This window comes from Micromonospora sp. NPDC005237 (genome assembly GCF_040607775.1).
Lineage (GTDB): Bacteria > Actinomycetota > Actinomycetes > Mycobacteriales > Micromonosporaceae > Micromonospora.
In genome coordinates, this window is sequence record NZ_JBEXHJ010000001.1 from 367,018 (window position 1) to 391,133 (window position 24,116).

Genomic DNA, 24,116 nt, shown 5'->3' on the forward strand with positions numbered 1-24,116 from the left:
CGCCGTGCGGGGGCTCTGGGCGGACCTCGCCGACCTGGTCCTGCCCGCGGACTGTGCCGGCTGCCGGGAGCGGCACGCGGTCCTGCGGCACGGCTTCTGCCCCGCCTGCGTGACGGCGCTGGGCCTGCTGCGTCCCCGGACGGTCCGCCCCACTCCCGCCCCGGCGGGGCTGCCGCCCTGCGTCGCCCTCGGCCCGTACGCCGGCCCGCTGCGTGAGGCCCTGCTGGCGTACAAGGAGCACGGCCGGCACGGTCTGGCCCGCCCGCTGGGCGCGCTGCTGGCCGAGGTGGTCGTTGCGGCGGTCGGCGGAATCCGCCCGCTGGAGTTGGTGCCCGTGCCCGACACCGCCGCGGCGGCCCGCGCCCGCTACGGCGACCACCTGGACCGGTTGGCCCGGCACTGCGCGAGCCGGCTGCGCCGGGGCGGCTGGCCGGCGCGGGTGCACCGTCCGCTGCGCGCGCTGCCCCGGCCGGACTCGGTGACGCTGGACAGCGCGGGCCGCGCCGCAGCGGCCGAGGCGGCGTTCCGACCCCGGTCCGGCGCGTCGGCTGGGCGTCGCCGGGCGGGCGGCGCCCCCGTCGTGGTGCTGCTGGACGACATCGTCACCACCGGCGTGACCCTGGCCGCGGCGGCCCGGATGCTGACCGCGAGCGGGCGGCCACCGGGCGTCGCTGCGGTGCTCGCCGCGACCGAGAAAAGGCACCAGTTGTAACCGACCGTGTTTCCGTTTCACCCGTTGGTGTATGAGGTGCGAAAAATCCCGGGCGGTCTTGGCAACATGGGGTGACTGCCAGGCGAACAGGAGTTAGCGTTTCGCTGTCAGGGGTAGGAGGTCGTTCCATCCCGCCCCCGGCGGTGAGAGGAGGCGTAGCCGTACTGACCGGTCGACGCCAGCGGGTCTCCCCACGGCGCGCGGCCGGGCCACCGGATCGAAGACGTCCGAACAAGGGAGGTCACGTGGACATCGTGGTCAAGGGCCGCAACGTCGAAGTGCCGGACCATTACCGGGTACACGTAGCCGAGAAACTCGCAAAGGTCGAACGCTACGACCATAAGATTATCCGCGTCGATGTCGAGCTGTTTCACGAGCGCAATCCGCGCCAGGCCGACCACTGCCAGCGGGTGGAGATCACCTGCATTTCCCGGGGCCCCGTGATTCGGGCCGAGGCCTGCACGAACGATTTCTACAGCGCGCTCGACGCCGCCATCGCGAAGCTCGACACCCGGCTACGCCGTGCGGCGGACCGCCGCCGCGTACACCGTGGTCGGCACGCGCCGATCTCCGTCGCCGCCGCCACCGCCGACCTGCCGGTCACGGATCTGGTGGCCGCCCCGCTGTCCGCGCCGGGCGCTGGCGCCCGCGCCGGCACCGCCGTGGCGGAGCGGGTCGAGGAGGAGCACGACCAGCCGTGGCACATCGCCCGGGAGAAGGTGCACCCGGCGGAGCCGATGACGATCGACGACGCCCTGTTCCAGATGGAGCTGGTCGGCCACGACTTCTACCTGTTCCAGGACAAGGAGACCGGCCGCCCCAGCGTCGTCTACCGACGCCACGCCTACGACTACGGCATCATCTCGCTCGACACCTGAGCCGGGCCTGACCCGCGCCGAGCACGGAGTTGTGGTGGGCGACCGCCACAACCCCGTGTCTCGTCAGCGCAGGTCGGCCGGCAGCAGGGCGAACGTCAGGTCGTCGAGGCGAGCACCCGCCAGGCCGGGCAGGCGACCGCGCAGCAGGGCCTCGCGCTGGAAGCCGACCCGCTCCAGCACGCGATGCGAGGCGGTGTTCTCCGGCACGGTGCCGGCGGTCAGCCGGGCGATGCCGGCCAGGCCGAACGCCCAGTCGGCGAGCAGCCGGACCGCCCGGGTGGCATAGCCGTGCCCCCGCCAGCGCGGGAGCAGCGCGTAGCCGATCGACGCCTCACCACTGGTCACCTCGGTGTACGACAGACCGCAGCTGCCCGCCGGCTCGCCGGTGGCCACGTCGACGATCAGCAGCCGGGCGATGTCGCCGGTCAGCCATGCGCTCTCCGCGAGCCGGCAGCGCCGCTCGATCGCCTCGGGCGTCGGTGGCACCGGCGGGGCCTGGTTGGCGACCACCTCCGGCCGGCTGTGCAGCCCGTACATCATCTCCGCGTCGTCCGGCGCGAGGCGACGCAGCGCCACCACCTGATCGGTGAGCACCCCGTCGGGCAGGTCGGGCAGCAGCCGGGGGGTCGGGCCGGGGGGATCGTCGGCGAGGCGTACCCAGGTCAGCAGATCGTGCCGGCCGCCGTCCCGGCGCTGCCCGGCCGACCGACGCAGGCCCTCGTACCGGAAGCCGGCGGCCAGCGCGACCCGCTGGCTCGCCGCGTTCTCCAGCTCGGTGAGCAGCTCCAGCCGGAGCGTCCCGGCGCCGAAGGCGTGCTCGCTCAGCGCGCGGGTCGCGGCCGTGGCCACCCCGCGCCCCCGCGCCGCAGGCCGCAGCCAGTAGCCGATCTCCGCCTGACTCCGGCCGGGCACCGGGTTGCTCAACCCGGCCCCGCCGAGCAGCCGGTCGGTGGCCGGGTCCGCGATGGCGTACGCGGCGCCGCCGCCGGCCCAGACCGCCGGTGCGCCGGCCTCGACCCACCAGTGGGCGTCGACCTCGGTGTACGGGGCCGGCATGCTGGACACGAACCGCTGGCTGAGCGGGTCCGCGCAGCCCTCGACCAGGTCCGCGATGTCGCTGGCTCGAAACGGCCGAAGCCGCACCCCGTGCGCCTCGACGACCGGCGGTGCCCCGGTCATGCCAGATCCCCGGCGAGCAGCGCGGCCACCCAGGTGTCGACCCGCTCGCCCCGGTGCTGGACCCCGCCCCGGGCGGTCCCCTCGAAGGTGAAGCCCGCCTTCTCGGCGGCCCGCCGGGAGGCGGTGTTGCCCACGTTCGCCTTCCACTCGATCCGGGCCAGTCCCAGCGTGGTGAAACCCCAGGCGCTCAGCGCGATCAGGGCGGCCGGCAGGTTACCCCGCCCGCGGGCTGCCGGGGCGGTCATGAAGCCCACGTCCGCGAGCAGCGGGTCGGCGGGGGAGAGCCGCAGGTCCAGAGTGCCGACGTACCGGTCGTCCGGGTCGGCGATCACGAAGCAGGCGGAGTCCCCCCGGGCCCAGGCGTCCTGGGCGTAGCCCCGGTACCCCTGCGCGTCGGAGCGGTCGTACGGGTCCGGAACGGTGGTCCACCGGATCGTCTCCGGGTCCCGGCAGGTCTGCACCACGGCGTCCAGATCGCGCTCCTCCATCGGTCGCAGCCGCAGCTCAGCGGCCGCCGAGGTGGCGAACAGGGTCGGCTGTGGGCGGCCGAAGACGGCGGCCCGGCGGGCGACCAGGGTGCCGGGGCCGGCCGGCCCGGTCGATCCGGGTTCGGGCACCTCGCCGGGCAGCAGCGAGCCGATCCAGCCGTCCGAGCCGCCGTCCGGCGCCGGGTTCGCCTGCCGCAGCCGGCCGTCGATCCGGAACCCGGCCCGGAGCGCGACCAGCCGGGAGGCGTGGTTACCCACCTCGGCCTGCCAGAGCAGCCGGCGCAGCCCCAGCTTCTCGAAGGACCAGCGGGCGACCGCCCGGGTGGCCCGGACGGTCACGCCCCGGCCGCGCGCCCACGGGGCCGTCCAGTAGCCGATCTCACCGGTGCCGGCACGGTCGATGGAGATCAGCCCGCACGAGCCGAGCAGGTCGCCGGTGGCCGCGTCGCAGACCGCGAACGGCGCCCCGGTGCCGTCCGCCCAGGCTTGCGCGCTCAGCTCCGTGACGAAACCGCGGGCGTGTTCGCGAAGGTATGGGCGCGGTACGGTGGTCCAACGCTGAATGTCCCGATCCTGGCAGGCGCGGTGTACGCCGTCGGCGTCCGCCTCCCGCCAGGGTCGCAGCAGCACGCCGTCCTCGACGATCTCCACAGGCTCCACCCGTGCATCGTGCCGGAACGTTCGCCGAAGGCGTAACCGGATTACGTCCCGGGCGGACCCCGTGCGCGAATTATGTCGGGTTCGGCGGGGTGGACCGCCGCCACCAGTGACCATCGCGCCGATGGAGCGCCTACGATGGTTCGAGACTGTCTAGGGGAGCGTTGATCCGTGTCGATTCTGGAAAAGGTCCTTAATGCGGGCGAGGGCCGCATGGTGCGCCGGCTCAAGGCCATCGCCGCCGCCGTCAGCTCGATCGAGGACGACTACGTCAACCTCACCGACGAGGAACTGCGCGGTATGACCGAGCAGTTCCGGGAGCGGCTCGCCGACGGTGAGACCCTCGACGACCTGCTGCCGGAGGCGTTCGCGGTGGCCCGCGAGGCGGCCGCCCGGGTGCTCGGCCAGCGGCCGTACGACGTCCAGGTGATGGGCGGCGCCGCGCTGCACTTCGGCAACATCGCCGAGATGAAGACCGGTGAGGGCAAGACGCTGACCTCGGTCATGGCCGTCTACCTCAACGCGCTCTCCGGCGACGGCGTGCACGTGGTCACCGTCAACGACTACCTCGCCCAGCGCGACGCGGCCTGGATGGGTCGCGTGCACGAGTTCCTCGGGCTGACCGTCGGTGTGGTGCTGCCCAACCGGCCGGCCAGCGAGCACAAGGCCGCCTACGAGTGCGACATCACGTACGGCACCAACAACGAGTTCGGCTTCGACTACCTGCGCGACAACATGGCCTGGTCGAAGGACGAGCTGGTGCAGCGCGGGCACAACTTCGCGGTGGTCGACGAGGTCGACTCCATCCTCATCGACGAGGCGCGCACCCCGCTGATCATCTCCGGCCCGGCCGAGCACTCCGCCCGCTGGTACGGCGAGTTCGCCGGCGTCGTGGCCCGGCTCCAGCCCGGCACGGACGGCGAGGGCGACTACGAGGTCGACCACTCCAAGCGCACCATCGCGGTCACCGAGCGCGGCGTCGCCAAGGTCGAGGACCGGCTCGGCATCGACAACCTGTACGAGTCGGTGAACACCCCGCTGGTCGGCTACCTCAACAACGCCATCAAGGCCAAGGAGCTCTACAAGCGCGACAAGGACTACATCATCAGCGACGGTGAGGTCCTGATCGTCGACGAGTTCACCGGGCGCATCCTGCACGGCCGTCGCTACAACGAGGGCATGCACCAGGCGATCGAGGCCAAGGAGGGGGTGGAGATCAAGCAGGAGAACCAGACCCTGGCCACCATCACCCTCCAGAACTACTTCCGCCTCTACAACAAGCTGTCCGGGATGACCGGTACGGCGCAGACCGAGGCGAGCGAGTTCAACAAGGTCTACAAGGTCGGCGTCGTGAGCATTCCGACCCACCGGCCGATGGTTCGCGAGGACCGGCCGGACGTCATCTACAAGACGGAGAAGGCCAAGTTCAACGCCGTCATCGAGGACATCGCCGAGCGGCACCAGATGGGCCAGCCGGTGCTGGTCGGCACCGTCTCGGTGGAAAACTCCGAGATCCTCTCCCAGCTGCTGCGCCGCCGGGGCATCCCGCACAACGTGCTGAACGCCAAGTTCCACGCCCGGGAGGCCGAGATCGTCGCCCAGGCCGGGCGTAAGGGCGCGGTCACCGTGGCCACCAACATGGCCGGCCGCGGCACCGACATCCTGCTCGGCGGCAACCCCGAGTTCCTCGCGGCGAACGAGCTGCGCCAGCGCGGTCTCGACCCGCTGGAGAACGAGGAGGACTACGCCAAGGCGATGGAGGAGGTCCTGCCCACCTGGAAGCAGGCCTGCGACGCCGAGGCGGACGAGGTCGCCGCCGCCGGTGGCCTGTACGTGCTGGGCACCGAGCGGCACGAGTCCCGGCGGATCGACAACCAGCTGCGCGGTCGCGCCGGCCGGCAGGGCGACCCGGGCGAGTCCCGCTTCTACCTGTCCCTGCAGGACGAGCTGATGCGACGCTTCCGGGCCGGCGCGGTCGAGGCGGTGATGGAGCGCTTCAACATCCCCGAGGACGTGCCCATCGAGTCGAAGATGGTCACCCGTCAGATCAAGAGCGCCCAGGCCCAGATCGAGGGTCAGAACGCCGAGATCCGCAAGAACGTTCTGAAGTACGACGAGGTGCTCAACAAGCAGCGCCAGGTCGTCTACGCCGAGCGGCTGCGGGTGCTCAACGGTGAGGACCTCTCCGACCAGGTCCGCAACATGATCGACGACACCGTCGAGGCGTACGTGCGGGGCGCCACCTCCGAGGGCTACGGCGAGGACTGGGACCTCGAGCAGCTCTGGTCCAGCCTCAAGCAGCTCTACCCGGTCGGCGTGACGATCGAGGAGCTGGAGGAGGAGGCCGGCGGTTCACGGGCCGGCATGGACGCCGACTTCCTGGTCGCCCGCCTCAAGGAGGACGCGAACGCCGCGTACGACCGCCGCGAGGAGCAGCTCGGCACCGAGGGGGTGCGCCAGCTCGAGCGGATGGTGCTGCTCCAGGTCATCGACCGCAAGTGGCGCGAGCACCTCTACGAGATGGACTACCTCCAGGAGGGCATCAACCTCCGGGCGTACGCCCAGCGCGACCCGGTGGTGGAGTACCAGCGCGAGGGCTTCGACATGTTCGCCACCATGATGGAGGGCATCAAGGAGGAGACCGTCGGCTTCCTCTACAACGTGGACGTCCAGGTCAACGAGCCGGAGCCGGCCGCCGACTCGGAAGAGGTCACGCTGCTCGACAAGCCGGTGGAGATCCGGGCCAAGGGTCTCAACCGCTCGCCGCAGCGGCAGGGTCTGCAGTATTCGGCTCCGACCATCGACGGTGAAGCCAGCCCCGGCGCCGTCAACGTCGAACAGGAGCAGCAGCAGGCACCGGCGCTCGGTGTGGGCCGGCCGGTCCAGAGTGCGCCGGCAGCCCCCGGGCGGAGCGCGCCGTCGGCCCCGCAGCGGCCGGCCTCCGGGCTGCGTGGCCCGACGCTTCCGACCGCCGGGTCCCGACGTCCGGTCCCCAACCAGGCCGACGCCGGCAACGGCCCGTCCCGCAACGCGCCGTGCCCGTGTGGCTCGGGCCGCAAGTACAAGCGCTGCCACGGCGCCCCCAACGGCGGCAACTGACCGACCGCACGTCCCGATGGGCCCTGGCCGACGAGGCCGGGGCCCATCGGCGTCCCCACCCCCGCATCCCGCCACGTCCGTCCTCCGACCCCCGTGGCCGGGTGGCCCGTGGCCGCGTGGCTCGTGGCCTGCGGCGGGATGGCGGGATGGCGGGATGGCGGGATGGCGGGATGGCGGGAGATCAACTCGGCTTCCTGGAAGTCGGGGTGTCAGCGCCAGGTTGATACCGCGACTTCCTGGAAGTTGAGTCGATCAACGCAGAGCAAGCGGCGGGTTGTCAGAGGACGTGCAGGGCCGTGCACAGCCAGCGGCCTCGCCGGTGTTCCAGGCGTAGCGCCATGGCCCAGCTCCGGCCACCGGCGCCGCTCACCACGGCAGCCGCTTCCACAGCGGCTTCCCGAGGCTCGCACACCCGCATCCGGAGCAGCCGTAGAGCCGGCCGGGTTGCCCGACGGCGAGCCGGCCCGGCCCGCCCGGTCGCCCGGGCGAGTTCGGTGAGCAGTTCGACGGCCCGACCCGGGTCGAGCAGCGGGCGTACCTGGGCCGGCGAGCGGTAGCCGTTGACCACCTCCAGGCAGGTGCCGACGAAGCGGTGTGCGGCCCGGGTCGCCTCGGGGGCGGTCGCCGGTGGGAGTGGCGCACCCGGGTGGCTGGCCGGCCGCGAAGGCGTACGGCGTGGGGCCGCGCGACGCTCCGCCGGCCGGACCGGATCCGGTCGTGTCGAGGCGAACAGGTCGAGGGCGAGCTGGCCGTGGGTCGGCCCCGGCCAGTACGTCTCGTCCGGGTACGGCGGATCGATGGGCGGGACGGGGCGCAGGCGCACAGGTGGCCGGGAGGGACCGGGTCGCCGCTCGCTCATCGCTGCTCCCTTTGATCTTGCGTTTGCCTTCGTTTGCCTCCGACTGACTCGATTCTGCGCGACAGAACGGCATCGGTCAATGCCTGCGGCGACGGACGCGTCGCCCACTGGCATGATCCACTCGGGTTCGCCGACATCGCGGTATCCCGGCGGGCCGGACAGCCCCATTTCGGCGATACGGAGTGGATCACGCGGGTCGGGGCCGCAGGTGGCACGCCTGTCGGGCGGCGCTGCCCGGACCTACTCCGGATCGCGGTCGACGAGGGGGTTACCGCGTACCCAGTCGGCGGTTTCGGCGTACTTCTGCGCGATGTACTCCTCCAGCCGGGCGCGTTCGACCCGCCACTGACCGCGTCCGCCGATCTTGATTGCCGGCAGTTCCCCGCTGCGGACCATGTGGTAGACCTGCGAGTCCGACACGTTCAGCTCGGCGGCCACGTCGGAGAGCAGCAGGAACCTCGGCTCCACGAAAACTCCCGGGGTTGACGTCGTTTGCATCAGTTTGCCATCGGTAGGGCTCACCGCCCAGCGTCCCCGGCCCGGCGGCGGGCCAACCGGCGCCGGACACACCGGCGGGAAACTTCCACCGGCCGGAGGCGGGGTGTATGACGGTCACGGCGTGCGGCATGATCTGCGCCCGTGCCGGCTGCCGCCGGCACAGGACCGAGCGGGGAGACGACCGGTGACCGACGAGCTTGTCCGGGTGTACGTGCCGGCGACCGTGCCCATGCTGGCCCGCCTGCGCGAGCAGGGGCTGACCGCCGACCGGGCGCACGCGGTGACGCCCGCGCTGCGCGAGTGGTACGCCGAGGGTGACGAGGAGGAGTTGGAGTACGTCGCGTTCACCCGGGCTGCCCAGGACGCGCTGCACCTGCTCAGGGCCGATCCGGCCGCGCCCCGCCGCCGCGTGGTCGTCTCGGTCGACCTGCCGCCCGCCGCGCTCGGCCGTGGCGATGGTGAGCTGGGGTCCAGCTTGGTGACGTTGGCCGACACCGTGCCGGTGGGCGCGGTCGCGGCGATCCACGTGGACGGCGCGGACGCCGTCGAGGAGGTCGCCGCCGCGGCCGACGTGGTGGCCGAGGCCGCTGCCGGCGACCCGGACGCCCAGTTCACCGTCGACGGGGCCGAGGATCACGAGCTGGAGTGGTACGACGTGACCGAGCTGGACCTGCTGCTCCGCGCCACCGACTGAGCCGGCGGCGATCAGTAGGCCGGCAGCGATCAGGCGAGCCGCCAGCGATCAGGCGGGCCGGCCCTGGTCAGCGGGCAGGGAGCGATCAGGCCAGCCGGCAGCGGTCAGCGGGCCGGGTCGGCCCGAGCCGGGTCGACGTCGACGGCCTCGTGACCGGTCGTGTCCGCCTCGTCCTCGTCCTCGCCCTCGCCAGTGCCAGTGCCGGCGTTGGTCTCGTTCTCGGCTGCCGGCGGCGTGGTGCCGGAATCGTCGACCACGGCCGGGTCGTCATCGGTATGCGCCGGGCCGAGCGTGCGGCCGAACGCGATGAGCGCGGTCAGCGCCCCCACGAAGAGCATCCAGATGCCGTTGTCCACCCGCGAGGTGCCCAGCGACGTCTGCGCCACCGCGTCCGCCTCGCTGAGCGCGCTGGCCAGGTCCAGCAGCGACCGGCCGCCGATCCGGATGATCACCTCGGCGAGCAGCAGGAGCAGGCCCGGCCCGGCGCCGGCGAGCAGGTAGGCCGGCCAGCGCAGCGCGGGCGTCTGCGGATCGCGCCGCAGGGCTCGCCGCCGTGCCCAGGTGAGGTAGCCGAAGGCGAGCAGCCCGGCCAGCAGACCGGCGATGAGCGACTCGGTGCGCGACACCCACTTGGCCGCGTCGACAAGCGACTGCTGGCTGTCGCCCGCGCCGAACAGGTCGAACAGCGGGTCCCGGGCACGACTGAACGCCACCACGAAGACCAGCGCGCCCAGCGCGGCGGTCACCACCGCACCGACCGCCGGGGCCGTTCGCGCGCCGGCGATCGCCCCGCCGATGATCGCGGCGGCCGCCGTGGTCCCGGCGATCACGTTGGTGGTCGAGGTGTCGAAGTAGGTGAGGTTGATCGCCAGCGCGGCGATCAGCCCGACCACCATGCCCGCGCCGATCGCACCGACGAAGCGCAGGGTCGCCCCGTCGCCGTACCGCCGGGTCAGCAGGTTGCCGCCGGCCAGGGCGGTGGCGGCCCCGGCCACCAGCGCGGCCGAGATCACACCGGGCAGGGCGAAGGCGGAGAGGCTGATCGCGGTGATGCCGGCCGCCGCCGAGGTGATGGCCTCCCGGGTCGACCAGAGCATGGCGGCCAGCCAGCCGAGCGCCAGCAGCGCGAGCACGGCCGCGCCGGGCGCGAACACCGGTCGGCCGCCGGGGGAGGCCGCGTCGACCGCCGGCTGGTCCGACTCCGCGGCTGGGACGCGGCCGGGCTGCTTGGTCATCGTCTCCCCTTCGAGGCGCCAGGTCACCGACCATTCAGGGTACGCGGACCGCCGCGACCCCTGCCGGACCAGCCACACCCCACGAGTACGCCGAGCCGGCGCAGCCGAGCCACACCGACGAAGTCGAGTGGCATCAGACTGCCCAGGGACACGGCTGCATCTCCGCAGAACGGGCGGCGCATCGAGGCGTACCTCCGAAGAAACCGCAACGGCCCCACGGACGGCGACCAACGTCAGGGGCTGGGGCGGTCGCCCAGCCCCACCACGACGCGTCGGTAAGGAGAGAAAGGGCAGCCGGTCCTGAGCAACCGGGTGGTGGTGGAGGTGAGTCGAGCACCCCCGCATGAAACAATCGGGGGAGGTCCCGCCGCTGCTCGGCCCTCCCGCGCGGCGTCCGGTGTCCGGCCGTCCGGTCGGTGCCCGCGGGTCCGGTTTCGCCACCGCTGTCGAGATCGCCAGGAGCCTTGATGGATGCCGTGTTCTCCGTACCCGAGCCGCGCAACGAGCCGGTTCGCAACTACGAGCCGGGCAGCGGAGACCGGGACCGGCTCCAGCGGCGGCTGACCGAGCTGGCCGCCGAGCGCATCGACCTGCCGATGACCATCGGCGGCGAGCAGCGGATGGCGGCCGGCGACCCGATCAACGTGGTGCAGCCGCACAAGCACGCCCACGTGCTCGGCGTGACCGCACACGCCACCCACGACGATGCCCGCGCCGCGATCAAGGCAGCCAAGGATGCCGCCCCGATGTGGCGGGCGCTGCCGTTCGAGGAGCGCGCCGCGATCTTCCTGCGCGCCGCCGAGCTGCTCGCCGGCCCCTGGCGGGACACCCTCAACGCCGCCACCATGCTCGGCCAGTCGAAGACCGCGATCCAGGCGGAGATCGACGCCGCCTGCGAGTTCATCGACTTCCTCCGGTTCAACGTGCACTTCGCCCGCCGCCTGCTCGAGGAGCAGCCCGCGTCCTCGCCGGGCGTCTGGAACCGCTTCGACCACCGCCCGCTGGAGGGGTTCGTCTACGCGGTCACCCCGTTCAACTTCACGGCCATCGCCGGCAACCTGCCGTCGGCGCCGGCGCTGCTGGGCAACACGGTGATCTGGAAGCCGGGCCCCACCCAGCAGTTCGCCGCGCACTTCACCATGCGGCTGTTCGAGGCCGCCGGCCTGCCGCCCGGTGTGATCAACATGGTCACCGGTCGGGGCGAGGAGGTCTCCGACGTGGTGCTCGCCGACCCGGATCTGGCCGGCATCCACTTCACCGGCTCGACCAAGGTCTTCCAGCAGTTGTGGCGGACCGTCGGCGACAACATCTCCCGCTACCGGGGCTACCCGCGGCTGGTGGGCGAGACCGGTGGCAAGGACTTCGTGGTCGCGCACACCAGCGCCGACGTGGACGCCCTGCACACCGCGCTGATCCGCGGCGCGTACGAGTACCAGGGCCAGAAGTGCTCGGCGGCCTCACGGGCGTACGTGCCGCGTTCGCTCTGGGAGGGTGGCCTGCGGGACCGCCTGGCCGCCACCGCCGACTCGCTGACCTACGGCGACGTCACCGACTTCAGCAACTTCGGCGGCGCGGTGATCGACGACAAGGCGTTCGCCCGGCACACCGCGGCGCTGGAGTTGATCGCCGGTGACGACACCTGCCGGGTGCTCGCCGGCGGCACGGCCGACGACTCGGTCGGATACTTCGTCCGGCCGACGCTCTTCGAGTGCTCCGACGCCGCCCACGAGACGTTCACCACCGAGTACTTCGGGCCGATCCTGGGCGTGCACGTGTTCGACGACGCGCGCTTCGACGAGGTGGTCACGCAGGCCGAGTCGATCGCCCCGTACGCGCTGACGGGGTCGGTGTTCGCCACCGACCGCCGGGTGATCGATTCGGTCGGCGAGCGCATGCGCTACGCGGCCGGCAACTTCTACATCAACGACAAGCCGACCGGCGCGGTGGTCGGGCAGCAGCCGTTCGGCGGCGCGCGGGCCAGCGGCACCAACGACAAGGCGGGCTCCTGGCTCAACCTGGTTCGCTGGGTTTCGCCGCGGACGATCAAAGAGACCTTCGTGCCGCCGACCGACCACACGTACCCCCACATGGGCTGACCTGCGGCGACCCGCTGGCGGCGTGCGTAGCGCCGCCAGCGGTCGGCCGAGGGGCCGCAATCCATCGATAGTCCTCAACGGACAGTCTGCCGCCGACAGTGCACATAGGAAGTCCTGTCGGGTGGCAAACTGCCAAATCCTGGACGCCGGCAGCGCAAAGTGGCAGCGTAACGGCCATGGCGGAATCCGGAGTCAACCCCACGGCGGCGGCCCTGCTCGGGCTGCTCCACGAGGGTCCCATGACAGGCGGCCAGTTGATGGCCGCCGCAGAGCGCCGACTGGCGCCCTACTGGTCGATGACCCGCAGTCAGGTCTACCGCGAGTTGCCGGTGCTGGCCGAGCGGGGGTACGTGCGGCTCGGCAAGCCGGGCCCACGTATGAGCCAGCCGTACGCGCTCACCGCAAGCGGGAAACGGACATTTTCCCGCTGGCTGGCGGAGAACCCGGGGCGGGACACCATCCGCAACCCGATCGCGCTCCGGATGGCCTTCGGCAACCTGCACTCGTCCAGCCAGCTCAAGAGCCTGTACGCCTCGGCCAACGAATACCACACCGAGGCCCTCGCTCAGGTACGCGAACAGGTCAAGAACGCCAAACGGGACGGCGAGACGTACGACGCCAGCGCGCTGGAGTTCGCCGTCGCCTACCACCGGGCGGCCCTGTCGTGGCTGAAGTCCGCCCCCGTCGGGTGATCTCCGGCGGGTTCGCCGACACGGAACGAGCTGTGCTGCTCCCGGCACAGTACGCTTGTCTGTCGTGACCGCTGCCGATTACGCCGAACAGCTCAAGGAACTCGACGCGACCCTGCGCAACATCGAGGCCGTCCTCAATCTGGACCGGCTGCACGAGGACAAGGCCCGCCTGGAGCAGGAGGCGTCCGCCCCCGATCTGTGGGACGACCAGGCCAAGGCGCAGCAGGTGACCTCGCAGCTGTCGTACGTCAACGGCGAGATCAGCAAGCTGGGCAGTCTGCGCTCCCAGCTCGACGACGCCCGGGTGCTGCTGGAGTTGGCCGAGGCCGAGTCCGACCCGGGCGTGCTGACCGAGGTCGAGACGGAGATCACCGGCCTGACCAAATCCATCCAGGAGATGGAGGTCCGCACCCTGCTCTCGGGCGAGTACGACTCCCGGGAGGCGCTGGTCGCCATCCGGGCCGGCGCCGGCGGCGTGGACGCGGCGGACTTCGCCGAGATGCTGCTGCGGATGTACCTGCGCTGGGCCGAGCGGCACGGCTACCCGACCGAGGTCTACGAGACCTCGTACGCCGAGGAGGCGGGCCTGAAGTCGGCCACCTTCGCGGTCAAGGTGCCCTACGCGTACGGCACGCTCAGCGTCGAGTCGGGCACCCACCGGCTGGTCCGGATCAGCCCGTTCGACAACCAGGGCCGCCGGCAGACCAGCTTCGCGGGCGTGGAGGTGCTGCCGGTGACCGAGCAGACCGACCACATCGACATCCCGGAGAACGAGGTACGCGTCGACGTCTACCGTTCCTCCGGGCCCGGTGGGCAGAGCGTCAACACCACCGACTCGGCGGTCCGGCTCACGCACATCCCGACCGGCATCGTGGTGACCTGCCAGAACGAGAAGTCCCAGCTGCAGAACAAGGCCTCCGCGCTGCGGGTGCTCCAGGCCCGGCTGCTGGAGCGCAAGCGCCAGGAGGAGCAGGCCAAGCTGGAGGGCCTCAAGGAGAACGCGGCCGGTTCGTGGGGCGACCAGATGCGCTCCTACGTCCTGCACCCGTATCAGATGGTGAAGGATCTCCGAACCGAGCAGGAGACCGGCAATCCGAGCGCGGTCTTTGACGGCGAGTTGGACGGTTTCATCGAGGCCGGCATCCGTTGGCGTAAGCAGCGGCAGCTCGCCGGCGACGGTGCGTGACGACTCGCGGGCGGAGCGCTTCGTCGATCTCCAGGTGAGGGCCTGATTCGACGACGCGCGCCGCTTCTGCGGGGCGTGGGGCTTGGCTCAGTTGTTACACCGCGTAGACTCACCACCCGTGATTCAGCTTGAGCAAGTGACGAAGACGTACCCGAAGGCGTCCCGGCCTTCGCTCGACAACGTGTCCGTCTCGATCGAGAAGGGCGAGTTCGTCTTCTTCATCGGTCCATCCGGCTCCGGCAAGTCCACAATCATCAAGATGCTGCTGCACGAGGTCACCCCCAACAAGGGGCGGGTCCTCGTCAACAGCAAGGACGTCACGTCGATGCGCTCCTGGAAGCGACCCCACTTCCGGCGTTCGATCGGCTGCGTCTTCCAGGACTTCCGGCTGCTGCCGAACCGCACCGCGTACGAGAACGTGGCGTTCGCCCTTGAGGTGATCGGCAAGACCAAGGCGGTTGCCCGCCGGGTCGTGCCGGAGGTGCTGGAGTTGGTCGGGCTCGGTGGCAAGGAGCACCGCTATCCGCACGAGCTCTCCGGTGGTGAGCAGCAGCGGGTCGCCGTCGCCCGGGCGTTCGTGAACCGTCCGCTGATCCTGCTGGCGGACGAGCCCACCGGAAACCTGGACCCGGACACCTCGATCGAGATCATGCGCCTGCTGGACCGGATCAACCGCACCGGCACGACCGTCGTGATGGTCACCCACGACTCCAACATCGTGAACCAGATGCGCCGCCGCGTCATCGAGATCGAGAGCGGTCGCATCGTGCGTGACCAGGCCCGCGGCGTCTACGGGTGAGCCGGCGCTCCGCCCCTGCGCAGCCTGACGACGAACACCTCATGCCGGAGACCCGGAGGAAATCCCGATGCGCGTGAAATACGTCCTGTCCGAGGTACTGGTCGGACTGTGGCGCAACGTGACCATGACCATCGCGATGATCATCACGATGGCGGTCTCGCTGACCATGCTCGGCGCCAGCGGTCTCATGTACCGCCAGGTTGACGACATGAAGGACCTCTACTACAAGAACATCGAGGTCTCGATCTTCCTGAGTCAGGAGGTGAGCGAGCAGCAGCGAACCGACCTGGACGCCAAGCTGAAGAACGACCCCCTGGTCAAGGACGTCATCTACGTCAACAAGGACGAGGCGTACAAGAAGTTCCAGGAGATGTACCAGGACGCGCCGGACCTGGTGAACGCGGTCAAGCCGGACCAGCTGCCGGAGTCGTTCCGGCTCAAGCTGAACAACCCGGAGCAGTACAAGAACATCTACGACCAGTACAAGGACACCGAGGGTGTCGACGAGATCGTCGACCAGAGTCGACTGCTGGACAAGATCTTCGACGTCCTCACCGCGATCCAGAACATCGCCCTGGCCGCCGCGATCGTGATGGCCATCGCCGCACTGCTCCTGGTGGCCAACACCATCCAGGTCGCCGCGTACAGCAAGCGGCGTGAGGTGGCGGTCATGAAGCTGGTCGGCGCGTCCAACTGGTTCATCCAGGCGCCGTTCGTGCTGGAGGCCGTGGTGGCCGGCCTGATCGGCTCACTGCTCGGCCTGGTGGCCCTGGTCGCGGCGAAGTATCTGCTCTTCGACGGGTCGCTCAAGGCGTTGCAGGGCCTGCTGTCGCCGATCAGCTGGGGTGACATCCTGTTCATCTTCCCGCTGATGGCCGGCGTCGGTGGCCTCGTCAGCGCCGCCACCGCATGGATCACCCTGCGCTTCTACCTGCGGGTCTAGGCAGCGTACGGGTCGTCCCGTCGTCACTCGGGGACCCTCCCGCGGCCGGAATAAACGGCGCGGGAGGGTCCTTGTCATTCGGGTAGCATGATCGGTTGTCCGGCCGGGGTGAGCCCGGCGACGGACGTTTCCGGGAGAGGGGGTGGCGCCGATGCCACGGGAAAAGGGGCGCAAGGTGGTCGCCTCCAACAAGAAGGCCCGCCACGACTACGCGATCCTCGACACGTACGAGGCGGGCATGGCGCTGACCGGCACCGAGGTCAAGTCGCTGCGGGCCGGGCGGGCGTCGCTGGTCGACGCGTTCGCCCAGGAGCGCGACGGCGAGTTGTACCTGCACGCGATGCACATCCCGGAGTACACCCAGGGCACCTGGACCAACCACGAGCCCCGGCGTACGCGCAAGCTGCTGCTCAACCGGGGCGAGATCGACAAGCTCGTCGGCAAGACCCGCGAGGGTGGTCTGACCATCGTCCCGTTGCAGGTCTACTTCTCCGACGGCTGGGCCAAGGTCGAGATCGCCCTGGCCAAGGGCAAGAAGTCATACGACAAGCGCCAGGACCTCGCCAAGCGCGACGCGGACCGGGAGATCGCCCGGGTGTCCGGTCGACGTGGCAAGGGAATGGGCGACTGATTCATCCTTTTTGCCCGGGTCGGCGCGCCGACCCGGGGCTCGGGATGAAACCCGTTGCGGCAGGCGTTAGTCTTGTCAGTGCCGCCGCAAAGGCGGCCTGTCGAGGGGGTGACTGGTTTCGACTTCGTACGCAGCGACAGGGGAAGCGAGCCGAGGAAGCCGACGTCGTCTCGAGAATCGGTCGTCGGAAACTTATAAGCGCCAAGAACAATCGCGCTGACTTCGCTCTCGCCGCCTGAGGCGAGTAGCTAAGTCTGTCGGCCTGGGAACGCCTTCGTCCCAGTAGCCGGCATCAGCTAGAAGGCTGGCCAATCGGACCCGGTCGCGGGGTCCGTGCGGCGAGATCAATCAGCGACTGGGCCCGTCACACCAACTTGCTCGCGTGAGCGGTGGGGCCGAGTAGAGGCACAGCGAGCTGCGCTCGGAGAAGCCCTGACAAACCGGCGAAGGACCCGGGTTCGATTCCCGGCACCTCCACCACCTCGAAACGATGCGCCCCGGCCCACCGGCCGGGGCGCATCGTCGTATCCGCCGGGCGACCTCGGAAGCCGAGGCGGTTGATCCACTCCACATCGCCGACCTGCGGGGGTCCAGACGTCCGGACACCCCCACATCGGCGACCTGGAGTGGATCACCGCGCGCTGGGCCGCCGCGCTGGGCTGCCCGTCGCGCGGGCTGCCCGTCGCGCTGGGTTGCCCGCCGCGCCGCGACACCGACGCCGGGCACTGCGGGGGGTCGGCGCCGCCTACGCTGCCGCTGTGACGAACCAGCAGCTGCGCCTGTCGGTCGGCGCGTCAGCCGGCCAGCGCACGGTCGCGGTGGTGACGGGGGTCCTCGTCGCGGCGATCGGTGCGGCGTTCGTGCTGGTGCCCCTGCTCGCCGGCGGGCTGGTGCGCCGCCTCACCGGCCCGGGAGACGGGTTCGCTTCCTACGAGGAGGCCCGCGATCTGCCGCCGGGAATGCTGCCGCCCGCGCTGCGGGAGTCCACGAGCGGCTCGGAAGGGCCCGGACCGTTCCTCGGGCTGTGCGGGCTGCCGTTCGTCCTGCTCGGCGTCTACCTGGTGCTGCGGGTGCTGCGTACGGCCGCCTGGCTGGACGGCAGCCGGGTGCGGGTGCGGGGCGCCATCCGCAGTCGTACCGTCGATCTCGCCATCGCCCGCGTCGACTCCCGTTCCCATGGGGAGGTGGGGGCCGACCCGTCGGCTCGTGCGGGTCGATCGCCGGGGATCGTCGTCACCGATCGGGCCAGTGGGCATCGGGTCACCATCCCGCTGCGGGGGATGGGTCTGCCCGTCCTGCCGCCGTCCGAGCTGCGCGCGCTCGCCGACGCGTTCGCGGCAGGTCGACCCGGTGCGGAGCCCAGTGACGAGGCCCGCGCCGTCGCCGCCGATCTGCGGCGTCTGGCGGACGCCTGAGCGGCCCGCTGACGGCGGTGTCCGACGTCCCGGTGGGGCCGGTGTTACCAGTGGGACGGATGAGCAGGAAACGCCTCTGGACAGGGCGAACGGGCGGGTTCACCATCACGGTATGGGTTAGCAGACCCGCGCGGGAGGTGCCATGGTCACCGGTGGAGTCCAGCAGCCGTCAGTCACCTCCCGGCCGTCCGCCGCCCGCACGCATCCGGCCGGGCTCCCCGGTGAGCCGGGGCCCGCCGGGCTCGCCGGCGACCTGCACGCCCTGGCCCGTGCCGTCGCGGTCGCCACGACCGAGCCGCGCTGGCGGGAGATCGTGCTGCTCCGCCTGCGTCCGGTCGGGCAGGGCTTCGCCGAGCACGTCCGGGTCACCGAAGGGCCGGCCGGCCTCTATCGGGAACTGCTCACCCACTCACCCCGCCTCGACCACGGGATCCGGCTGCTGACCCGGGAGCACACCGCGATCGTCGCCGCGATCCTGGCCGTGCAGCGGGTCGCCGAGCGGTCCGAGGCCGGCCCCGACGAACTGCGCCGCCGGGCGGGGCACCTGCTGCGGACGCTGGCCCGGCATCGGCGGCGTGGTGCCAATCTGCTCTGGCAGGCGTACCAGACGGATCTGGGCGGCGAGACCTGAGCCGGGGCGGGAACCCGCCCGGCGGCGGTCCCGTCGAACCTGGCATGCGTCGACCGGTTCTGCTGCTCGTACTGCCGCTGTTGTCCATGGTGGGCTGCGCCGCGACCGGCGCCGAGCCCGCCGCCGGACCCACCACAACGGCGCATCGCGCCTTCGACCAGCGGGCCAGCGCGGTCGCCGCGGCGTGGCGGCCCGGTCCCGGCTGGCGTGACGGCTACGTCCCCCTGCAGGGGCCGACGGTGCTCACCGGCGACCCGCGCTTCACGCCGGACACCGAGACGGCCTTCCGGTCCGGCTGGTACCGCGCCCAGGTCGCCATCCCGCCCACCCGCGTCGGTGCCGAGATCCGGTTCCCGGACGGGCGGTTGACCCTGCCGCTGGTCAGCGCGGTCGAGGCGTACCGGCAGCTCGACCGGGGTGACCCGCTGCCCTGCCCGGGGCGGCCGAAGCGGCCCGGGCTGCCGACTCCCGGCGGTCCCACCGTCGAGCCCGGGCCGGACGGCTGGGCGACCAGCACGACGGAGACAGCCTGCCTTCCGCTGACCGTCACCGGGGTGACCCTCGGTGCCGTGCCGGTCCGCACGAGTCGAGGTGAGGCGCAGGTCCCGGCCTGGTTGTTCACGGTGGAGGAGCTGGCCACCCCGGTGGCCCAGCTCGCCGTCGCGCCGACGGCCGTCACGCCCGTCCCCCCGGCGCCCACGCCGACCCAGCCACTGCCGGAGGGTCTGGTGGCCGCCCAGGACATGGTGGCGGTGGACGGCGCACGGTTGACCGCCCGGCTCGGAGTCGGCGCCTGCGACACCGACATCACCCCGGTGGTGTTGGAACGGCCGGACGTGGTCGTGGTCGGCGGCGCGGTCACCCGGTCCACCGGCGTCTGCACCGACGTGCTCAAGCTGGAGCCGGTCACCGTCACCCTGGCCGCCCCGCTGGGGGCGCGGCCGGTGCTGGACGTCTTCACCGGCGCACCGCTGACGATCGCCGCCCGGTGACGGCCGCCGGGCCTCTGCCGCTGACCGCCCGCGCGGGCTCGGTCAGAGGATCGTGGGAACGTCGGTGCTGATCGGTACCGGCAGCACCGTGGGTCCCTCGGCGCGCAGCCCGGTGGCGAGGGCGGCACCGAGCTGGTCGGGGGTCTGCACCACCTCGGTGGCGCAGCCGTAGCCGGCCGCGATGGCGGTGATGTCCAGCCCTGGCAGGTCCAGGCCGGGCACTCCGGGAGTGTCCTTGAACTCGGCGAACGCCTTGAGGATCGCGTACTGCTGATTGACCGGGACGAGGACCACCACGGGCAGTGCCAGGCGCGCGGCGGTCCACAGCGCCTGCACCGAGTAGTGGAACGAGCCGTCGCCGATCACCGCCACCACCGGCCGGCGACGCCCGGTGTCCCGCTCGGCCAGCGCCACCCCGATCGCGGCCGGCAGGCCGTAGCCGAGCCCGCCGCTGGCCATCGTGAAGTACGACGCCGGCCGGGTGATGCGCAGATGGCGGCGCAGTGCGGACAGGTTGGACGGTGACTCCTGGACCAGCACGCCGTCGGCCGGCCAGTGCGCGGCCAGCGCGGCGAACATCGCGTCGGCGCTCAGCGGCACGGTGACCTCCGGCGGCGCCGGAGCGGCCCGCGGCGTCGGCGGCTGTCGGTTGGCGGCCGGAACCAGGTCGAGCAGCGCGGCGAGAGTCAGCCCGGGGTCGCCGAGCAGGCTGTCCCCGACCGGGGCTCGGGCGGCCTCGTCCGGGTCGTCCGTGACGTGCAGCAGGCGGGCGCCCTCGGGCAGGTGGTCGCCCGGGACGTGCGGGTAGTAGCGGAACACCGGGGCGCCGACGACCAGGACGGTGTCGTGCCCCCGCAGCGCTTCGGCCAGCGGCCCGATGGCGAACGGCAGGACCCCGCGGAACTGCGGGTGATCTTCCGGGAACACGGCCCGTTCCGGTGCGGGGGCCGACCAGACCGGTGCGGCCAGCCGCTCGGCCAGGGCGACGGCCGCCGGCCAACTGCCGGAGCGGTCCACACCGGGCCCGAACACCAGCACCGGGTCGCGGCTGTCGGCCAACACCCGCGCGAACGTCTCCAACCGCTGCGGATCCGGCCCGAAGCGGGTCGCCACCGTGCGCGACGCGGGAGGCGCCTCGGCGGGCCGGGCCCAGTCGTCCATCGGCAGGGAGAGGAAGACCGGCCCGACGGGCGGCTGCACGGCGGTCGCGTACGCCCGCAGCAGCGCCGCCGGAATGTCCTGCGCGCGGACCGGCTCGTAGCTCCACTTGACGTACGGCTCGGGCAGCTCGACCGCCCGTCGGCTGGTCAGCCGAGGCTCCAGCAGCAGCATCTCCCGGGTCTGCTGGCCGGCGGTGACGATCAGGGGCGTCTTGTTGTGCCAGGCGGTGACCAGGTTGCCCATGCCGTTGCCCATTCCCGGGGCGGTGTGCAGGTTGACGTGCGCGGGCCTGCCGGCCGCCTGGGCGTACCCGTCGGCCATCGCCACCGCAGTGGCCTCCTGCAGCGCGTGGACGTAGTGGAAGTCGGCCGGGAAGTCCCGCAGGAACGGTTCCTCGGTGGAGCCGGGGTTGCCGAAGACGGTGGTCATGCCGAGGGTGCGGAGCACGTCGTACGTCGCGTCCCGGACCGTTGCCATCGTCACCTGCCTCCGTGTCGCGCGCAGGGGCGACCGTGGCCGCCCTCCCGATCAGCCGAATCTATCGGGATGTGACGGACCTTTCGGGCGTTTCCCGGCCGTCGGGGGTCCGGCTCGCCCACCGTTCCGCGTGCGGCGCAGGTCAGGGCAGCGCGAAGGGCAGTTTGATGCCGTCCAGCGCCCGGCCGCACGCGCAGTCCTGCTCGGCGGGCAGCGCGGCCACGGCGTCGAGCAGCACGTCCCGCAGGCGCTCGGTGTTGGCCGCGAAGACCCGGAACACCTCGTCCTGGGTCACCGACTCGCCCGCCTGCACCCCGGCGTCCAGGTCGGTGATCAACGCGATGGAGGAGTAGCAGAGCGCCATCTCCCGGGCGAGCACCGCCTCCGGGTGGCCAGTCATGTTCACGACAGTGCCGCCGATCGACGCGAACCAGCGGGACTCGGCACGGGTGGAGAACCGCGGGCCCTCGACCACCACCACCGTCCCGCCGTCCACAGCCGTGACGTCCCGGCCGGCCGCTGCGGCGAGCAGGGCGTGGCGGCCCCGCGAGCAGTACGGGTCGGCGAACGGCACGTGCACCGCGCCCTCGTCGTAGTAGGTCTGCACCCGCCCGCTGGTGCGGTCGATGAGCTGGTCCGGCACCACGAACGTGCCCGGCCCCAGCTCCGGACGCAGCCCACCGACCGCGCACGGCGCCAAAACCTGGCGTACGCCGAGGGACCGCAGCGCCCACATGTTGGCCCGGTACGGGATCCGGTGCGGCGGGTACCGGTGGTCGGAACCGTGCCGGGGCAGGAACGCCACCCGCCGCCCGGCCACCTCCGCGATGGTCACCGCGTCCGAGGGTGGACCGTAAGGGGTGGCCAGCTCATGAGGGGTGCCGTCGAGGAGGGCGTAGAGGCCGGAGCCGCCGATCACCGCGAGGTCCGCCGTCGGTGTCATGGAGCCTCCGTCGCAACTGTCCGATCACCCGCCGGTCAGACCTTAGCCAGCACCGGGGACGCAGGCTATGGTGCCAGGCATGGCGTTGACAGCGCGGCTGATCCCGATGCACCGTGCGGATCCGGCGAATGACGGATCCCCGGTGCGGGCTCACGGTTGACGGGTAGGTGAGATGCAGGGAGAGGGCCAGGCGATCGGCGGACGAGCGATGGAGTCGATGACCGGGCGGCTGCTGGTCGCGACTCCGGCGCTCAAGGACCCGAACTTCGACCGTACGGTGGTGCTGCTGGTCGCCCACGAGCCGGGTGGCGCGCTCGGCGTGGTCCTGAACCGGGCCACCGAGGTGCCGGTCGCCGAGGTGCTGGGTGACTGGAGTGACCTGGCCCGCCACCCGGCGGTGCTCTTCGAGGGCGGCCCGGTGCAGCCCGACTCGGCGATCTGCCTGGCCCGGATGCGGCAACCGCTGCGCCGGCTCAAGGGCTTCCACCAGGTCTCCGGCGCGGTCGGCACGATCGACCTCTCGGTCGACCCGGAGAAGCTGCGGGAGAGCATCGGCGGGATCCGGGTCTTCGCCGGCTACTCCGGCTGGGGCAGCGGGCAGTTGGAGCAGGAGATCGCCGACGGGTCCTGGTTCCTGCTGGACGCTCTGCCCGGCGACGCCTTCGTCGACCGCCCCGACGACCTGTGGCCGATGGTGCTGCGCCGGCAGGGCGGCATGATGGCCGCCGTCGCCCACTTCCCGCCGGACGTGGCCCTCAACTGACCCGCTTGGGCGGGGACCCCCGCGAGATGACCATGCCGGCCGGTCTGTGTATAGTTTCCCAGTGCCCGGGCGACCGGGACGACAGCAAGGGGCCGTGGCGCAGCTGGTAGCGCACCACACTGGCAGTGTGGGGGTCAGGGGTTCGAGTCCCCTCGGCTCCACCCTTGCGAAACGCCCTGGCGGGGATCATTCCCTGCCAGGGCGTTCGGCTTTACCCGGGCGTTCCACGTGACCAGGCCGTCCCCGTCGTCGTCCAGGGTGACCTTCGGCCAGTCGCCGACACCGAGCCTTGTCACCGTGCCGAGGGTGCCGGCGCTGGAGAGCGAGCGACCGAACACCCAACCGCGCCGGCCACGAACCTGCGCGTACGCCGTCGGGTCGCTGACCTGTCTTCTCCGCGCACCGTCGCCCCCTGAAATCGATGAACATGCTCAGTCCAGGGCATGATGCCATCGACCAGCTCCACCGCGCGCCGGTCAGGCGGCGGTGTTGCGGGGCCTGCGGACCATCGCGACCACCGGGCCCCGTCGACGGACCTCGTGCAAATCTTTTTCCGGCTGCGGTAAATGAATCACGGTGCTCATGCGTGTGCCAGGTGTGGAGCAAGAACGGAAGGACTTCGCGGACTTCTACCAGCGCTGCCGGGACAACTGCCTGCGTGCCGTACTGGCCAGTACGGGTGATCGTGCGCTGGCGGAGGATCTGGTCGCTGAGGCGTTCGCGCGGGCCTGGGCATCCTGGCGGAAGGTGAGTCGGCATCCGGCACCGACGGCGTGGGTGGTGCGTACCGCCCTCAACGTCCGGGTGTCCTGGTGGCGGCGGCGTCGGCGCGAGGTCGCCTTCGACGGCCACGACCTGCCCCGGCCGGATGACGACGTTCACGACGTCGACCAGGCGATGCTGAGCGCCATTCGTCGGCTGCCGAAACGGCAACGCGAAGTGATCGTGTTGCGGGTCTGGCTTGACCTGGACGCCAACACCGTGGCCGACGAACTGGGCATCTCACCGCGGACCGTAGCCGTCCACCTGTCTCGCGCCACAGCGACCCTGCGGGCGCAATTCGTGCCCGTGACCAGTTAGGACTCGAA

Annotated in this window: 22 protein-coding genes, 1 tRNA gene and 1 other RNA gene; 17 read left to right on the plus strand and 7 right to left on the minus strand. The window is 71.5% G+C overall.

The window, feature by feature from the left end; all coding sequences use genetic code 11:
• Positions 1 to 4: 4 nt before the first annotated feature.
• Together ABZT87_RS01785 and raiA are read left to right on the plus strand one after the other, a co-directional pair.
• Positions 5 to 712, plus strand: a complete 708-nt coding sequence (locus ABZT87_RS01785) for a ComF family protein (RefSeq protein WP_355132935.1) — start codon at positions 5 to 7, stop codon at positions 710 to 712.
• Between the two features lie 245 nt (positions 713 to 957).
• The gene (gene raiA, locus ABZT87_RS01790; RefSeq protein ID WP_354859047.1) at positions 958 to 1,590 is read left to right on the plus strand and encodes a ribosome-associated translation inhibitor RaiA; all 633 of its coding nucleotides are present in this window, start codon (positions 958 to 960) and stop codon (positions 1,588 to 1,590) included.
• Positions 1,591 to 1,653: 63 nt separating this feature from the next.
• On the opposite strand, the gene ABZT87_RS01795 is transcribed toward raiA, so the two are convergent.
• A complete protein-coding gene (locus ABZT87_RS01795) occupies positions 1,654 to 2,769 on the minus strand; it encodes a GNAT family N-acetyltransferase (RefSeq protein ID WP_355063075.1) in 1,116 nt (371 codons plus the stop codon).
• Positions 2,766 to 3,917, minus strand: coding sequence for a GNAT family N-acetyltransferase (locus tag ABZT87_RS01800; RefSeq protein WP_355132937.1), 1,152 nt, complete (start codon positions 3,915 to 3,917; stop codon positions 2,766 to 2,768). Before ABZT87_RS01800 ends, ABZT87_RS01795 begins: the two co-directional genes overlap by 4 nt.
• Positions 3,918 to 4,085: 168 nt before the next feature.
• Here ABZT87_RS01800 and secA point away from each other — a divergent pair, with 168 nt between their 5' ends.
• Complete coding sequence (secA, locus tag ABZT87_RS01805) at positions 4,086 to 7,013, plus strand: preprotein translocase subunit SecA (protein WP_354859054.1); 2,928 nt, start codon at positions 4,086 to 4,088, stop codon at positions 7,011 to 7,013.
• A 277-nt stretch (positions 7,014 to 7,290) separates the two neighbouring features.
• Here the strand turns inward: secA and ABZT87_RS01810 are convergent, their stop codons facing one another.
• Positions 7,291 to 7,872, minus strand: coding sequence for an Rv3235 family protein (locus ABZT87_RS01810; protein ID WP_355132939.1), 582 nt, complete (start codon positions 7,870 to 7,872; stop codon positions 7,291 to 7,293).
• Positions 7,873 to 8,112: 240 nt separating this feature from the next.
• The gene (locus tag ABZT87_RS01815) at positions 8,113 to 8,340 is read right to left on the minus strand and encodes a helix-turn-helix domain-containing protein (RefSeq protein ID WP_053657286.1); all 228 of its coding nucleotides are present in this window, start codon (positions 8,338 to 8,340) and stop codon (positions 8,113 to 8,115) included.
• A gap of 214 nt (positions 8,341 to 8,554) precedes the next feature.
• On the opposite strand from ABZT87_RS01815, the gene ABZT87_RS01820 reads away from it, so the two are divergent.
• Positions 8,555 to 9,064 carry a hypothetical protein gene (locus ABZT87_RS01820; protein WP_355132941.1) on the plus strand — a complete coding sequence of 170 codons (510 nt, stop codon included), beginning with the start codon at positions 8,555 to 8,557 and terminating at the stop codon, positions 9,062 to 9,064.
• A gap of 104 nt (positions 9,065 to 9,168) precedes the next feature.
• Here the strand turns inward: ABZT87_RS01820 and ABZT87_RS01825 are convergent, their stop codons facing one another.
• Entirely contained in the window at positions 9,169 to 10,299 is a 1,131-nt protein-coding gene (locus ABZT87_RS01825) for a hypothetical protein (RefSeq protein ID WP_355132943.1), read from the minus strand.
• Between the two features lie 467 nt (positions 10,300 to 10,766).
• On the opposite strand from ABZT87_RS01825, the gene pruA reads away from it, so the two are divergent.
• The 10 genes from pruA (at position 10,767) to ABZT87_RS01875 (ending at position 19,684) form a co-directional block, all read left to right on the plus strand.
• Positions 10,767 to 12,395 (plus strand): L-glutamate gamma-semialdehyde dehydrogenase, encoded by a 1,629-nt coding sequence (gene pruA / locus ABZT87_RS01830; RefSeq protein ID WP_354859066.1) that lies wholly within the window; start codon positions 10,767 to 10,769, stop codon positions 12,393 to 12,395.
• A 176-nt stretch (positions 12,396 to 12,571) separates the two neighbouring features.
• Positions 12,572 to 13,087 carry a PadR family transcriptional regulator gene (locus ABZT87_RS01835; protein ID WP_007455856.1) on the plus strand — a complete coding sequence of 172 codons (516 nt, stop codon included), beginning with the start codon at positions 12,572 to 12,574 and terminating at the stop codon, positions 13,085 to 13,087.
• A gap of 64 nt (positions 13,088 to 13,151) precedes the next feature.
• The gene (gene prfB / locus ABZT87_RS01840; protein WP_354859069.1) at positions 13,152 to 14,273 is read left to right on the plus strand and encodes a peptide chain release factor 2; all 1,122 of its coding nucleotides are present in this window, start codon (positions 13,152 to 13,154) and stop codon (positions 14,271 to 14,273) included.
• A gap of 118 nt (positions 14,274 to 14,391) precedes the next feature.
• Entirely contained in the window at positions 14,392 to 15,072 is a 681-nt protein-coding gene (gene ftsE / locus ABZT87_RS01845) for a cell division ATP-binding protein FtsE (protein ID WP_354859071.1), read from the plus strand.
• A 67-nt stretch (positions 15,073 to 15,139) separates the two neighbouring features.
• The gene (ftsX, locus tag ABZT87_RS01850; protein ID WP_355132945.1) at positions 15,140 to 16,015 is read left to right on the plus strand and encodes a permease-like cell division protein FtsX; all 876 of its coding nucleotides are present in this window, start codon (positions 15,140 to 15,142) and stop codon (positions 16,013 to 16,015) included.
• A gap of 151 nt (positions 16,016 to 16,166) precedes the next feature.
• On the plus strand, positions 16,167 to 16,646 hold the full coding sequence (gene smpB / locus ABZT87_RS01855; RefSeq protein WP_354859076.1) for an SsrA-binding protein SmpB: 480 nt from the start codon (positions 16,167 to 16,169) through the stop codon (positions 16,644 to 16,646).
• A 104-nt stretch (positions 16,647 to 16,750) separates the two neighbouring features.
• Positions 16,751 to 17,126: a transfer-messenger RNA gene (gene ssrA, locus ABZT87_RS01860) on the plus strand.
• Positions 17,127 to 17,404: 278 nt separating this feature from the next.
• Positions 17,405 to 18,061 carry a hypothetical protein gene (locus ABZT87_RS01865; RefSeq protein ID WP_355132947.1) on the plus strand — a complete coding sequence of 219 codons (657 nt, stop codon included), beginning with the start codon at positions 17,405 to 17,407 and terminating at the stop codon, positions 18,059 to 18,061.
• 142 nt (positions 18,062 to 18,203) lie between these two features.
• Complete coding sequence (locus tag ABZT87_RS01870) at positions 18,204 to 18,692, plus strand: hypothetical protein (protein ID WP_355132949.1); 489 nt, start codon at positions 18,204 to 18,206, stop codon at positions 18,690 to 18,692.
• Positions 18,693 to 18,736: 44 nt separating this feature from the next.
• Entirely contained in the window at positions 18,737 to 19,684 is a 948-nt protein-coding gene (locus ABZT87_RS01875) for a hypothetical protein (RefSeq protein ID WP_355132951.1), read from the plus strand.
• Between the two features lie 42 nt (positions 19,685 to 19,726).
• Here ABZT87_RS01875 and mdlC read toward each other — a convergent pair whose 3' ends face one another.
• Both mdlC and ABZT87_RS01885 read right to left on the minus strand, forming a co-directional pair.
• A complete protein-coding gene (mdlC, locus tag ABZT87_RS01880; protein WP_355132953.1) occupies positions 19,727 to 21,322 on the minus strand; it encodes a benzoylformate decarboxylase in 1,596 nt (531 codons plus the stop codon).
• A 142-nt stretch (positions 21,323 to 21,464) separates the two neighbouring features.
• Entirely contained in the window at positions 21,465 to 22,265 is an 801-nt protein-coding gene (locus ABZT87_RS01885) for an S-methyl-5'-thioadenosine phosphorylase (protein ID WP_355132955.1), read from the minus strand.
• 172 nt (positions 22,266 to 22,437) lie between these two features.
• Between ABZT87_RS01885 and ABZT87_RS01890 the strand changes: the two genes are divergently transcribed.
• The 3 genes from ABZT87_RS01890 (at position 22,438) to ABZT87_RS01900 (ending at position 24,108) form a co-directional block, all read left to right on the plus strand.
• Positions 22,438 to 23,028, plus strand: a complete 591-nt coding sequence (locus tag ABZT87_RS01890) for a YqgE/AlgH family protein (RefSeq protein WP_234583082.1) — start codon at positions 22,438 to 22,440, stop codon at positions 23,026 to 23,028.
• A gap of 88 nt (positions 23,029 to 23,116) precedes the next feature.
• Positions 23,117 to 23,189 (plus strand) — tRNA-Ala (locus ABZT87_RS01895).
• Between the two features lie 436 nt (positions 23,190 to 23,625).
• On the plus strand, positions 23,626 to 24,108 hold the full coding sequence (locus tag ABZT87_RS01900) for a sigma-70 family RNA polymerase sigma factor (protein WP_354860799.1): 483 nt from the start codon (positions 23,626 to 23,628) through the stop codon (positions 24,106 to 24,108).
• Positions 24,109 to 24,116: the final 8 nt, after the last annotated feature.